Source organism: Trujillonella endophytica, assembly GCF_900110555.1.
GTDB lineage: Bacteria > Actinomycetota > Actinomycetes > Mycobacteriales > Geodermatophilaceae > Trujillonella > Trujillonella endophytica.
In genome coordinates this window covers 59807-71932 of the sequence record NZ_FOEE01000017.1, presented here as the reverse complement: position 1 = coordinate 71932, position 12126 = coordinate 59807, and the positions used below count along the sequence as shown (strand labels likewise).

11 protein-coding genes are annotated in these 12126 nt (G+C 76.6%); 8 read left to right on the top strand and 3 right to left on the bottom strand.

The window, feature by feature from the left end; all coding sequences use genetic code 11:
- Positions 1-61: 61 nt before the first annotated feature.
- Entirely contained in the window at positions 62-1090 is a 1029-nt protein-coding gene (locus BMY88_RS20625; RefSeq protein ID WP_091948285.1) for a DUF2889 domain-containing protein, read from the top strand.
- A gap of 24 nt (positions 1091-1114) precedes the next feature.
- Here the strand turns inward: BMY88_RS20625 and BMY88_RS24740 are convergent, their stop codons facing one another.
- Positions 1115-2254, bottom strand: coding sequence for a helix-turn-helix domain-containing protein (locus BMY88_RS24740; RefSeq protein WP_139220540.1), 1140 nt, complete (start codon positions 2252-2254; stop codon positions 1115-1117).
- 287 nt (positions 2255-2541) lie between these two features.
- On the opposite strand from BMY88_RS24740, the gene BMY88_RS20615 reads away from it, so the two are divergent.
- Both BMY88_RS20615 and BMY88_RS20610 read left to right on the top strand, forming a co-directional pair.
- Positions 2542-3303 (top strand): TetR/AcrR family transcriptional regulator, encoded by a 762-nt coding sequence (locus BMY88_RS20615; RefSeq protein WP_091948278.1) that lies wholly within the window; start codon positions 2542-2544, stop codon positions 3301-3303.
- 67 nt (positions 3304-3370) lie between these two features.
- Entirely contained in the window at positions 3371-4216 is an 846-nt protein-coding gene (locus tag BMY88_RS20610; protein ID WP_091948275.1) for an acyl-CoA thioesterase, read from the top strand.
- A 56-nt stretch (positions 4217-4272) separates the two neighbouring features.
- On the opposite strand, the gene BMY88_RS20605 is transcribed toward BMY88_RS20610, so the two are convergent.
- Complete coding sequence (locus tag BMY88_RS20605; protein ID WP_091948272.1) at positions 4273-5445, bottom strand: thiolase family protein; 1173 nt, start codon at positions 5443-5445, stop codon at positions 4273-4275.
- Between the two features lie 180 nt (positions 5446-5625).
- Here BMY88_RS20605 and BMY88_RS20600 point away from each other — a divergent pair, with 180 nt between their 5' ends.
- Positions 5626-6765: an enoyl-CoA hydratase/isomerase family protein gene (locus tag BMY88_RS20600; protein ID WP_211435755.1), complete on the top strand. Its 1140-nt coding sequence runs from the start codon at positions 5626-5628 to the stop codon at positions 6763-6765.
- An 81-nt stretch (positions 6766-6846) separates the two neighbouring features.
- Here the strand turns inward: BMY88_RS20600 and mftD are convergent, their stop codons facing one another.
- Entirely contained in the window at positions 6847-8088 is a 1242-nt protein-coding gene (gene mftD / locus BMY88_RS20595) for a pre-mycofactocin synthase MftD (protein WP_091948269.1), read from the bottom strand.
- A 126-nt stretch (positions 8089-8214) separates the two neighbouring features.
- Here mftD and BMY88_RS20590 point away from each other — a divergent pair, with 126 nt between their 5' ends.
- The 4 genes from BMY88_RS20590 to BMY88_RS20575 all read left to right on the top strand — a co-directional run bounded on the left by BMY88_RS20590 (position 8215) and on the right by BMY88_RS20575 (position 12104).
- Positions 8215-9444, top strand: coding sequence for a CoA transferase (locus tag BMY88_RS20590; protein WP_211435754.1), 1230 nt, complete (start codon positions 8215-8217; stop codon positions 9442-9444).
- Between the two features lie 153 nt (positions 9445-9597).
- Positions 9598-11010 carry an amidohydrolase family protein gene (locus tag BMY88_RS20585; RefSeq protein ID WP_091948262.1) on the top strand — a complete coding sequence of 471 codons (1413 nt, stop codon included), beginning with the start codon at positions 9598-9600 and terminating at the stop codon, positions 11008-11010.
- Positions 11011-11103: 93 nt separating this feature from the next.
- The gene (locus BMY88_RS20580) at positions 11104-11631 is read left to right on the top strand and encodes an FAS1-like dehydratase domain-containing protein (protein WP_170861216.1); all 528 of its coding nucleotides are present in this window, start codon (positions 11104-11106) and stop codon (positions 11629-11631) included.
- Positions 11632-11657: 26 nt separating this feature from the next.
- A complete protein-coding gene (locus tag BMY88_RS20575) occupies positions 11658-12104 on the top strand; it encodes a MaoC/PaaZ C-terminal domain-containing protein (protein ID WP_091948256.1) in 447 nt (148 codons plus the stop codon).
- Positions 12105-12126: the final 22 nt, after the last annotated feature.

Sequence of the window (12126 nt, the reverse complement as noted above, 5' to 3'; positions counted from 1 at the left end):
TGGCCTGCCGGTCACTGTACGGTCGGCGGCGACCCCTGTACCGCGCCCGGCGGAGGCACTGATGAGCGTCGCCCTCGACCCGCCGCACGGCCTGCACGACCCGGGGCACGGCACCCCGCCGCGCGCCCCCGGGTCGGTGCGACGGACGGCGACCACCGAGATCGTGCGCCCCGAGGGCGCTGCCGGTCCGCTGCACCTGCTCGGCGCCGCCCGCGACCTCGGCACCGCCCCCGACGGCACGGCGTCGGTGCTCCGGACGGCGGAGACGACGGCGGTCGTGGTCGGCGGCCGGGTCGAGGAGCTGCGGACCGCCCCCGCGCACCCGGGGACGGCGGACCTGCTCGGCCTGCGCGCCGCCTCGGGCTGGCGCACCGCGCTGGACGCGGCGCTCCCGGACGAGCGGGCCGCGCGGTCGCCGCTGTTCCTGCTCCTGGACGACGTCCCGGTCACCTCGCTGATCTCCGGCTACGCCCTGATGATCGAGGGCCCCTCGGCCGCGCCGGCGGGCGGCGCCACGTCACCGGCGGGTGCCGCCCTGTCGGCCGCCCTGGGCGCCTCGGCCGGGATCTGCTCCGGCTGGCGCGAGGACGGCACGATGATGGTGCACATCCGCAGCCGCGGGTCCCTGCCACCGATGCAGGGACCGGTGGCGCCCGAGCTCCGGACCGCGGACGCCGACGGCTGGCACGCGTTCGGCCCGCTCCCGCCCGGGGCGATGCGCCGCCACCGCCGGCTCGACGTCGCCGCCGACCCCGCCGACCCTGCCGTGCTCGTGGTCGACGCCATGTTCCGCGACTCCCACACCTCGCTGGCCGGGACCGAGACGGTGCTGCACGAGTACGACGTGCGCGCCCGCGTGGACCGCGCGACCGGGACGGTGCTGGCCGCGCAGGCCCTGCCGCGGGTGCTGCCGTGGCAGGAGTGCCCGGCGGCCGCGGCCAGCGCCGGGCGGCTGGCCGGGACCGCCGTGGCCGACCTCCGCGCGCGGGTGCGCGCCGAGTTCGGCGGCACCAGCACCTGCACCCACCTCACCGACGCGCTCCGCGAGCTGGAGGACGTCGTCGCGCTCGCCGCCGACCTGCCGGGCTGAGCCCGCGGCGGGCCGCGCCCGCGCTCAGCCGGCCGGGGTGAACCCGCGCGCGAGCCGGGCGAGCCGGTCGGGCGGCAGCTGGTGCAGCAGCTCCAGCCGCTGGCACGCGGCGCGCCCGGGAACGGCCAGGCCCCGCTCCCACGAGCGCACCCGGCGCCCCGTCGTCCCGAGGCGGCGGCCGAGCTCCGCGGCCGACAGACCCGACGTCGCACGCAGCGCCTCGAGGACGGCGGGCAGGTCGCCCGGCACCCATGCCCGGTGGACGAGGATCGGCGGCACGGGAACGGCGCCGGCGCGCAGCACCTCCGCCAGCGGCCGCCGGTAGCAGCGGGCGAGGGCGCGGGCGGCGGCGAGCCCCGGGCGCCGGCGGCCGTGCTCGTAGCGGCGCAGGGTCCGGACGCTGATGCCGACGTGGTGGGCGGCCTCCGACTGGCTCATGCCCGCCGCGGTGCGCAGCCGGGCGAGCGCCGGGATCGCGTCGGCGCGGACGACCTCCGTCGCGCCCCGCTCCAGCAGCTCCGCCTCGGTCAGGCCGAGGACCGCGGCGACCCGTTCGACCCGCTCCTCCGGCACGCGGGTGCGGCCGTTCTCCCACCGGTGGGCGGTCGTCGAGCCGATGCCGACGGCGAGCGCGAACTCGCGCTGGGTCCACCCGGCGGCGCGGCGCAGCGCCCCGAGCCCCGGGAGCGCGGCGCCGTCCCACCGGCCCGCCGGGGTGTCCTCCAGCAGCCGGTCCAGCTGCTCGGCCCCCACGCGCAGCACCGTGGCCAGGCGCGGGCGGTGACCCGGGCTGGGCCGGCGGCAGCCGTTCTCCCAGCGCGACACGCTGGCCGGGGTGACGCCGACCCGGTTGGCCACCTGGGTCATCGTCAGGCCGGCGGCCAGGCGCGCGCGGCACAGCGGCGAGGCGTGCCGGCCTCCCGAGGTGCGCTCGGTGCGCACCCGGTCCTCCCCCGCGACGGCGCGGGCGGTCAGGTCGTCCCAGCCGAACAGCCGGGCCAGCGCCGCGAGCTGGAGGGGCTGGGGCCGGCGCCCGAGCTCCCAGTTGCGGACCGTGGTGCGCGCGACGCCCAGCCGGCGGGCCAGGTCGCCGTGGGTGAGCCCGTGCGCGGCGCGCCAGTCGCGGACGTGCGCGGCCAGCGACGGCGCGGCGGGGACCGGCACGGCCGGAGTGGGCGGCGCCCATGGGGAGGCGGTCACGGCAGACCTCGCTCTCGGGAGGGGGTCGACGTCCCCCGACGGGACGGCGGCTTCCCTCCGCACATGCTTACCGTAGATGTTTCGACAACTATCACATGGGTCCGCCGGAGCGGAAGCGGTGAACACCGGGAAGGGGCGCAGCCGCAGGTCACGCGCGCGGAGTCCGACCGCGGACGGCGGACCGGAGGGCGGTCGACGCGCATCGGGCCGGGACTAGGCTGGACGCCACTCCGCGGAAGGAGAACCGGCCCGTGTCGTCCACCCCTGCCCCGCAGCCCCCGCCCCGCAAGCGGCGGGCGCGCGGCTCCATCAGTGCTGCGGAGATCCTGCAGGGGGCCTACCAGCTGGCCGACGAGGAGTCGCTCGAGGCGCTGTCCATGCCGCGCCTGGCCCAGCGGCTCGACGTCGGCGTCACCAGCATCTACTGGTACTTCCGCAGCAAGGACGAGCTGCTGGACACCCTGGCCGAGCGCGCGATGGCGGAGTTCGACCGGCAGCTCGACATCCCCGACGACCTGGCGTGGGACGACTACCTGCGCGCCTACTTCCGGCACCACCGGCGGCTGTTCCGCGAGAACGAGCTGCTGTGCGACCTCATCGTGCTGCGCAGTCCCGGCACGCCCGAGGCCAGCCGGCTCGCGGCCGAGCGGATCGACCGCGTGCTCCAGGTGCTCGTCGCCGCCGGCTTCCCGCCCGACGGGGCGATGAACGCCTACGCCGCGCTGTCGGTGTTCACGCGGGGGTCGGCGGCCCTGGCGCGCCTGGCCGACGACGACGACGCGGGCTCCGACGTGGCGCCCGGGCCGTTCGACGAGGCCCCGCGCCTGCGGGTGCTCTCCCAGCTGGACCGCCCGCGCCCGCTGGCGATGACCGGGGACGAGGAGTTCGAGTTCGGCCTGGAGAACACCCTGCGCGGGCTCCGCGCCTACCTGCGGGAGCTGCGGGGCGACGAGCCGTGTGTCTCCGCGGTCCGGGAGAGCCCGCTGACCGACGGCGCGCCCACCGCCCGCTGACCGCGGCCCACCGGCCGCCGGGAGCCCCGCCCTGCACCGGGCCGGCGACACCTGGTACGTGTGTCCGGTGACCGACATCCTGGACGTGCTGAGCGTGGAACGGCTCGACGCCGACGTCTTCCGGGGCCACCCCGTGCCCACGAACATGGCCCGGACCTACGGCGGCCAGGTGGCGGGGCAGGCCATGATGGCCGCCGTCCACACCGTCGGCGAGGCCCAGCAGGTGCACTCGCTGCACGGCTACTTCCTACGCCCGGGCCGCCCCCAGCAGCCGATCCTGCTGCTGGTCGACCGCCTGCGCAGCGGTCGCGGGTTCAGCACGCGGCAGGTCAACGCCGTCCAGGACGGCGAGACGATCTTCTCGATGTCGGCGTCCTTCCACGCCGGCGACGAGGGCCCCGAGCACCAGGAGGCGCCCCCCGAGGTGCCGCGGCCGGAGACCCTCCCCCGGGTCGACTCCCTGGGCGGCGCCTTCGCCCGCGAGTGGCCGAACTGGGACGCCGTCCGGGTCCCCGAGCCCGAGGCCGAGCGCGTGGTGGGGCGCCCCCGTCAGCTCTTCTGGGTGCGCTACCGCAACCGGCTTCCCGACGACCCCGCGTTCCACGTCGGCGCCCTGACCTACCTCAGCGACATGTTCCTCATCGGGACGTCGACGAGCCTGCACGCGCCCGAGCCCGGCCTGCAGGTGGCCACCCTCGACCACGCCCTGTGGTTCCTGCGGCCGTTCCGCGCCGACGAGTGGCTGCTGTACGACCAGGTGTCGCCGTCGGCGGGCGCCGGGCGGACCTACAACCAGGGGCGGATCACCGACCTGCGCGGCCGGCTGGTGGCCACCGTCGTCCAGGAGGGCCTCATGCGCCGCCCCCGCACGCAACAGCCCCCGGCGGCCGAGGGGGCCGACCGGGGGCTGTGACGGCCCCGTCGCCCTCACCCCCGGCCTGCGGGGGTGAGGGCGACGGGGTCCCTCGGCTACACGTGGATGAGAACCGCGCCCGACATGCCGCCGCCGGCACACATGGTGGCCACGCCGTAGCCGCCGCCGAGCCGGCGCAGGTCGTTGACCAGGGTGGTCAGCATGCGCGCGCCGGAGGCGGAGATCGGGTGGCCGAGGCTGCAGCCGCTGCCGTGGATGTTGACCTTGTCCTCGTCGATGCCGAGCAGCTTGCACGCGGCGACGGGGACCGAGGCGAAGGCCTCGTTGATCTCCCACACCGCGATGTCGGCGACCGAGAGACCCGCCCGCTCGAGGACCTTCGGGATGCCGTCGAGCGGTGCCATGCCGGTGCGACGCGGGTCGGTGGCGGTGGACGCCCACGCCTTCACGGTCGCCAGGCGGGTGAGTCCCTCGCTCGCGGCGAGCTCGTCGCTGACCAGGGTGAGCCCGGCCGCGGCGTCGTTGCTGCCGCTGGCGTTGCCCGCGGTGATCGAGAAACCCTCGATCTCCGGGTGCAGCACCTTGAGCCCGGCCAGCTTCTCCATGGAGGTGTCGCGGCGCGGGTGCTCGTCGACGGAGAAGTCCAGGTAGCTGCCGTCCTTCTGCAGCGCCTTGACCGGGACGATCTCGTCGACGAACAGGCCGGCGTCGATCGCCTCGACGGCCCGCTGGTGGGAGCGCAGGGCCCACGCGTCCATGTCGGAGCGGGTCAGCCCCGCCTCCTGCGCGGTGTTCCAGCCGACGGTGATCGACATGTCCCGGTTCGGGGCGTCGGCGCTGTCGGGGTGGGTGGGCGGGAACCACGACACGATCTCGTCGACGGTGCCCGGAACGCGGCGGTGCGTGATCGGCGACAGCGAGCCGGATTGGACGCCACCGGCGATGATCGCGCGGTCCATGCCGGCGCGGATCGAGGCGGCGGCCATGCCGACCGTGGTGAGGCTGCCGGCGCAGTGGCGGTTGACCGCGACCCCGGGGACGTGCTCCAGGCCCATCCCGGCCAGGGCGAACCGGCCGACGGCGCCGCCGCCGTAGAGCGACTCCGCCCAGATGACGTCGTCCAGGAGCTGCGGGTCGAGCCCGGACCGCTCCACGCTCGCGGCGAGCACCGCGGTGGAGAGCTCCTCGGCCGTGGTGTCCGCGAGGGTGCCCTTGCGGGTGGTCCCGATCGCGGTTCGGACTGCGCTGACGATGACTGCCTCGGGCATGGGACCTTCGATCGGTACGGAGGAACGTGGGTGGGACGGGGATCAGCCCGCGAGCGGACCGTCGCGGGACCCATCTCGCAATGTAGAACGCCTTACGGTAGGTAACAAGGAGGTACGTTCGGCCGCCTCGCGAGCCGACGGGCCCCCCACCGCCGCGGCCGACCCGACGGGAGCCCCCACATGCAGGCCAGCGACCCCGGCACGCCCGGTGAGCTCCCTCCCGGCCTGCCGACGCTGCACGCCGCCGACCTCGCCGAGATGCCACCTCCACCCCTGACCCTCGATCCGGCGGGCCGGCCGGTCGACCCCCTGCTCGTCGTCGACGCGGGCGAGTTCGCGGAGCTGCCGCCGCCGGTGCGCAGCCGCGCCGTCGCTGCGCTGCGGGGCAGCCGGCGCGCCACGGTGGCCGTCGCCCGGGGCACCGACCGCATCCCGGGAGACCTCGCCCAGGCCGTGGACCTGGGGCTCACCGCCGCCCCCGGCGCCGCCGACGCCCGCACGGTCGCCGTCCCCCACCTCGGGGAGGCGCTGGACTCCCTCGCCGAGCGGTTCGCCGCCACGCCCCTCGCCGCCCTCACCTACGTGTGGCTGCTGCGGCAGAGCGCCGGGCTGCCGGTGCCCGCCGCGCTCTCCGCGGAATCGGCCGCCTACTCCACACTGCTCGCCGGTCCGGAGTTCGCCCGCTGGCTCGCCGCCCGCGGCCCCGCGCGCGAACCGGACGACCGCACGCACCGGGTCGTGTGCACCCGCGTGGGGGACGTCCTGCACGTCCGGCTGGACCGGCCCGCCCGCCGCAACGCCGTGGACGCCGCCATGCGCGACGCACTGGTGGCCGCGCTGACCCCGGCGGAGTGGGACCCCAACCTCCTGGTGGAGATCACCGGTGCCGGGCCCGCGTTCTCGGCCGGTGGCGACCTCGACGAGTTCGGTTCGGCGCCGGACCCGGCGCGGGCGCACGTCGTGCGGCTGGGCGCCGGCGTCGCCGAGGTGGTGCACCGCATCCGCGACCGGGTCACGATGCGCGTGCACGGCACCTGCCTGGGCGCGGGCTTCGAGCTGCCGTGCTTCGCCGGCCGGGTCCTCGCCGCCCCCGACACCCGCCTCGGGCTCCCCGAGCTCGCCATGGGGCTCATCCCCGGCGCCGGCGGCACGGTGAGCATCGTCCGCCGGGCCGGGCGCTGGCGGGCGGCCTGGCTGGGGCTGTCCGGCACCCGGGTCGACGCCGGAACCGCGCACGCCTGGGGGCTGGTCGACGAGGTGCTCGACGCGGCGCCGGCCCCGGTCGACGGCGCCGAGCAGTCGGGCACCCAGGCCCGCTGACCGGCGCCCGCGGCCCCGCCCCCGGACACGACGGCGGCGGTGCGGCCCCGGTGATCCGGGGCCGCACCGCCGTCGGCTGCGTCAACGCGGGGCGGGCTTCTCCTGCTGGGTCGGCGCGCCTGCGGCGGTTCCCGGGGAGTGGGCCGAGTCCTCGCCCAGGTGGCGCTCGAAGCCGGCCGGGATCACCAGGTCGTCCTTGGAGAACTCGGTGATCGAGGGGTGGCCGAGGCCGACCATCGCCGAGCCCAGCCCGTCGCGCAGCAGGTCCAGGACGTTCTCGACGCCGGCCTGGCCGTTGGCCGCGAGGCCCCACAGGTAGGCGCGGCCGATCATGACCGCGCGGGCGCCGAGAGCGAGGGCCTTGGCCACATCGGAGCCGCGCCGGATCCCGCCGTCCAGCAGGACCTCGATCTGGTCCCCGACGGCCTCGGCGACCGCCGGCAGGGCGCGGATGGAGGCCGGCGTCCCGTCCAGGTTGTTGCCGCCGTGGTTGGACACGGAGATGGCGGTGGCGCCGGCGTCGATGGCGCGCTTGGCGTCGTCCACCCGCATGATGCCCTTGAGCATGAACGGCGCCTCGGGCCACAGGTTCCGCAGCCAGGCGACGTCCTCCCAGGTCGGCATCGGCGACTGCATCCACTGGCCGTAGGCGCCGAAGAAGGTCGGCGCCGTGTCGCCCGGCGTCGCGACCATGTTGGGCACGGTGAGGTCCGGGATCGCGCCGGTCTTGGCGAAGCTCCAGAGCCAGGAGGGCTTGAGCGCGACCTGCGGTGCGTACCGGTACATCGCCTCGAAGTTGATCTTCTCGGGGATGAACGGGCTGCCCCAGTCGCGGCCGTAGGAGAACGACCAGTCGAGGGTGGCGATCAGGCCGGCGGCGCCGGCGCGCTTGGCCCGCTCGACCTTGGCGGCCATGGTGTCGCGGTCACCGACCCAGTAGAGCTGGAAGAACGTCTTCGGGTTGGCGGCGACGACCTCCTCCATCGGCTTGCTGGCCATCGAGGACAGGCCCATCGCCGTGCCCCGGGCCGCCGCGGCGCGGGCGACGGCGACCTCGCCGTCCGGGTGCACCGCCTGGACGCCGGTCGGGCTGATCATCACCGGCAGGGACAGCTCCTGGCCCATGACGGTGGTGGCCATCTGCTTGTCGTTGGCCAGGCCCGCCGAGTGCGGCGCGAAGCCGAGCTCGTCGAACGCGGCGAGGTTGTCGGCCGCCGTCAGGCCCTTCTCAGACCCCGCCACGAGGGCGCCGTACACGCCCTTCGGCAGCCGACGCTTCGCCCGTCGTTGGGCCTCCGCCACCGTTTCGAACCACTTGCCCACAGCACACCCCTCATCGCTCGGTACCGACCCTCGGAGAATCGGATGGCACTGAGTGCCACGGTAGGCTCGGCGGCCCGCCGCGTCCAGCCTCGCGCGCCTGCCGGGCCCCGAGCGGAGGAGGTCGTCGTGCCCGAGCCGACCGACTGGGCCGCCAGCGGGGTCGTCGCCCTCACCGGCGCACCCGACGGCCCACCCCTGGTGCCGCCCGGCCGGGCCGCCACGGTCGCCCGGGAGCTGACCGACCGCATCGCGGCTGCCACGGCCGGCACCGCCCACCCCGTCGTGCTCGACGGCGCGGCCCTCCTCGCCGAGCGCGCGGCGTTCACCGGCCACCGGCGCGCCGGGCGGGTCTCGGCGGGCGGAAGCTGCCGCCTCCTGCCCACGCTCGACGGCTGGGCCGCCGTCTCCTGCGCCCGCCCGGACGACCCCCTGCTGCTCGGCGCGCTGGTCGGCCGGGAGCTGCCCGCCGATCCGTGGCCCGCCGTCGCGGCCTGGGTCCACGCGCACCCGGGCGAGGAACTGGCCGCGCGTGCCGAACTGCTCGGCGTGCCCGCGGGCCCGGTCCGCCCCCCCGCCGCACCCCCTCCCTCGCTCCCCGCCGGGTCGCCGCGGCCGGTCGAGGACCTGCTCGTCGTGGACTTCAGCGCTCTCTGGGCCGGCCCGCTGGCCGCGTCCCTGCTCGGCCTCGCCGGGGCCCGGGTCGTGAAGGTCGAGGTCCCCGACCGGCCGGACGGCGCCCGCCGCGGCGACCCCGACTTCTACCGCCTCCTGCACGCGGGGCACCGCTCCGTGCTGCTCGACCCGGGCGAGCCGCGGGGGCGGGCGGCGCTGGGCGCCCTCGTCGCGGCGGCCGACGTGGTGATCGAGGCGTCCCGGCCGCGCGCGCTGGCGGGCTTCGGGCTGGACGCCGAGGCGGCGGTCGCCGCGGGCACCACCTGGATCTCGCTGACCGCGGGGGGCCGGGCCTCGGGCCGGATCGGCTTCGGGGACGACGTCGCGGCCTGCGCCGGGCTGGTCGCCCGGGACGCCGAGGGGTCCCCGCTGTTCGTCGGCGACGCGATCGCCGATCCGCTGACCGGCCTCACCGTCGCCGCGCTGGCGATGACCGCGTCGCCGGACGGGCCCGGTGTCCTCCGGGACGTCTCGATGACCGACGTCGTCGCGGCCACCCTCGTCGGCGTCCCGGACGGCCCGTCCCCCGCGGCCCGCCGGGAGGGCGAGCGCTGGGTGGTCGACACCGCCGACGGCGCCGTCCCGGTGGCGCCCCCGCGGCGGCGCACGGTGCCCGGGGTCGCTCCCCAGGCCGGTGCGGACACTGCGGCGGTCCTCGCCGAGCTGGGCATCGGGGCCCCGTGAGCGGACAGCGGCGTGAGCATCGCAGCGAGCGCCGGCGAGCGAGGAGCGGAGCGCCGCGCGGGAGCGAACCATGAAGCCCGTGAGCGGACAGCGGCGTGAGCATCGCAGCGAGCGCCAGCGAGCGAGGAGCGGAGCGCCGCGCGGGAGCGAACCATGAGCCCCGTGAGCGGGCTGCTGTTCCGGGACGTCGTCCTGCTCGACGGCCGGCGGGTCGACGTCCGGGTCGGTGGCGTCCGGGTCGTCGAGGTGGGCCCGGCCCTGCACCGGACCACCGAGGAGGTGCTGCCCGGCCGGGGGGGCACACTGCTGCCCGGCCTGGTCGACGCCCACCTGCACCTGCACGCGATGGCCGCGGCGGCCCGCTCGGTGCCGTCCGGCCCGCCCGCGGTGACCGACGCCGGCCTGTTGCGGCGGGCGCTGGCGGCGGCGGGGCCGGGCGAGGACGGGTGGATCCGGGGCACCGGCTACGCCGAGACCGTCGCCGGCGACCTGGACTCCGCCGCCCTGGACCGGCTGCACGCCGAGCGGCCGGTCCGGGTGCAGCACCGCAGCGGCGCCCTGTGGGTGGTGAACTCCGCCGGCGCCGCGGCCCTGGGGCTCGCCTCGGCCGACCATCCCGGCGTGGAACGGGACGCATCCGGGCGGCCGACCGGGCGGTTGTGGCGCGCCGACGACTGGCTGCGCGAGCGCCTGGGCCCCGCCCGGCTGCCGGACCTCACCACCGTCGGGGGCGAGCTCACCCGGTTCGGCATCACGGCGGTCACCGACGCGACCCCGGACCTCGCCCCGGCGGCCGTGGCGGCGCTGGCGGCCGCGCGGCGCGACGGCGTGCTGCCCCAGGGGGTCACCCTCCTGGGCGCGCCCCTGGACGGCGCCCTGCCCGCCGGGCTCACCGCCGGGCCGGTCAAGATCGTCCTGGCCGACTCGGGGCTGCCCGACCTCGATCCGCTCGTCGCCCGCATCCGCGCCGCGCACGCCGCCGGGCGCGCGGTGGCGGTGCACGTCGTCACCCGCGAGGCCCTGGCCCTGCTCCTGGCCGCGCTCGACCTCGCCGGCGTCCGCCCGGGTGACCGCGTCGAGCACGCCGCACTGGTCCCCGGGGCGGTTGTGGCCGACCTCGCCCGCCGGGGGCTGCGGGTGGTCACCCAGCCGGGGTTCCTGGCCGACCGGGGCGACGACTACCTGCGCGACGTCCCCGCCGACGAGCACGACGACCTGTACCGCGCGGCCAGCCTGCTCGCGTGCGGCGTACCGGTGGCGCTGTCCAGCGACGCCCCGCACGGGCCCCTCGACCCCTGGCGCGTGCTCGCCGCCGCGGTCGGCCGGCGGACCCGCGCGGGCGCCGTCGTCGGTGCCGCGGAGCGGCTGGGCCCGGCCGCCGCGCTGGCCGCCTACCTGGGCCCGCCCGACTCCCCCGGCGGGCCGCCCCGCGCCGTGGCGCCCGGGGTCCCCGCGGATCTCGTACTCCTCGACGGGAGCCCCGCCGACGTGCTCGACACCCCCTCGGCGGAGCGGGTACGGGCCGTCGTCCTGGCCGGACGGACCGCCCACGCGACCGAGGGCTGAACCGGACTCAGGGGTCTGTTCTGGGTCGACAGTTCCACATGTATGTTCCGAAGCCGGGAGTCGCCGACGACGGCGAACGCGAGAGGTGAGCACATGAGCGAGCTGGGACTGGTCCGGCCGGACATGGCGGCGATCGTGGGGCAGCCCTACGGCGTCACCGTCTCCTATCCGGTGACCGCATCGGACATCCGGCGCTGGGCCATCGCCGTGTACTACCCGGAGGCCCCGCCGGCGCACTACCTGGACCCCGGCGCCGAGGCCGCGGGCACCCTCGTCGCCCCCCTCGACATCAGCGTCTTCGCCTGGGCCGCGGCCCGCACCGAGCCCAACGCGAAGGCCTTCGAGGTCGACCCGAAGTACAAGGCGGTCGGCGCCATGGAGCAGAACCTCGGCGTCCAGCCGCCCGACCTGTTCCGGGCCCTCAACGGCGGCCTGGTCGTCGACTACACCGGCGTCCGCATCCGGCCCGGGGACGTCATCCGCTCGGAGACGGTCATCGCCCGGTACCAGGAGAAGGAGAGCCGGCTGGGCGCCATGCTCGTCACCGACACCGCGACGACGTGGACCAACCAGGACGGCGAGCGGATCAAGACCGCCACCATGTCCCTGATCCGCTACTGACCCGCCGAACCAGCCAGGGAGATCCGATGACCGACGTCCAGACCCCGGCCGCCACCGCGGGAGAGTTCGAGGTGGGCGCCACCGTCCCGCCGTTCGTCCGGCAGGCCGGGCTGCACGCCTGGAACCGCTACGCCGCGGTCAACTACGAGTTCGTCGACATCCACATGGACGACGAGGCCGGCAAGGCCGCCGGCATGCCCGGCGCCTTCGGCATGGGCAACCTGATCTGGGCGTGGATGCACTGCGCCGTCGAGCAGTGGGTCGGCGACCGCGGCCTGCTCGAGCACCTCGAGTGCCGCTTCAAGTCCCCGGCGCTCAAGGGCGACCGGATCACGATCACCGGCACCGTGACCGGGCGGACCACGGCCGACGACGGCAGCACCGTCCTCGAGCTGGACCTGTGGTCGGAGAACCAGACGGGCGCGAAGACCGCGCCCGGCACCGCCCGCGTCCGGCTCCACCCGGGGGTCTAGCGGCCCCTCCGAACCCGAACGG

Excerpts from the sequence above, each read along its gene's own strand:
- BMY88_RS20625 (WP_091948285.1), top strand. The coding sequence starts at position 62 with ATGAGCGTCGCCCTCGACCCGCCGCACGGCCTGCACGACCCGGGGCAC.
- BMY88_RS20605 (WP_091948272.1), bottom strand. The coding sequence starts at position 5,445 with ATGCCCGAGGCAGTCATCGTCAGCGCAGTCCGAACCGCGATCGGGACC.
- BMY88_RS20600 (WP_211435755.1), top strand. The coding sequence starts at position 5,626 with ATGCAGGCCAGCGACCCCGGCACGCCCGGTGAGCTCCCTCCCGGCCTG.
- BMY88_RS20585 (WP_091948262.1), top strand. The coding sequence starts at position 9,598 with ATGAGCCCCGTGAGCGGGCTGCTGTTCCGGGACGTCGTCCTGCTCGAC.
- BMY88_RS20580 (WP_170861216.1), top strand. The coding sequence starts at position 11,104 with ATGAGCGAGCTGGGACTGGTCCGGCCGGACATGGCGGCGATCGTGGGG.
- BMY88_RS20575 (WP_091948256.1), top strand. The coding sequence starts at position 11,658 with ATGACCGACGTCCAGACCCCGGCCGCCACCGCGGGAGAGTTCGAGGTG.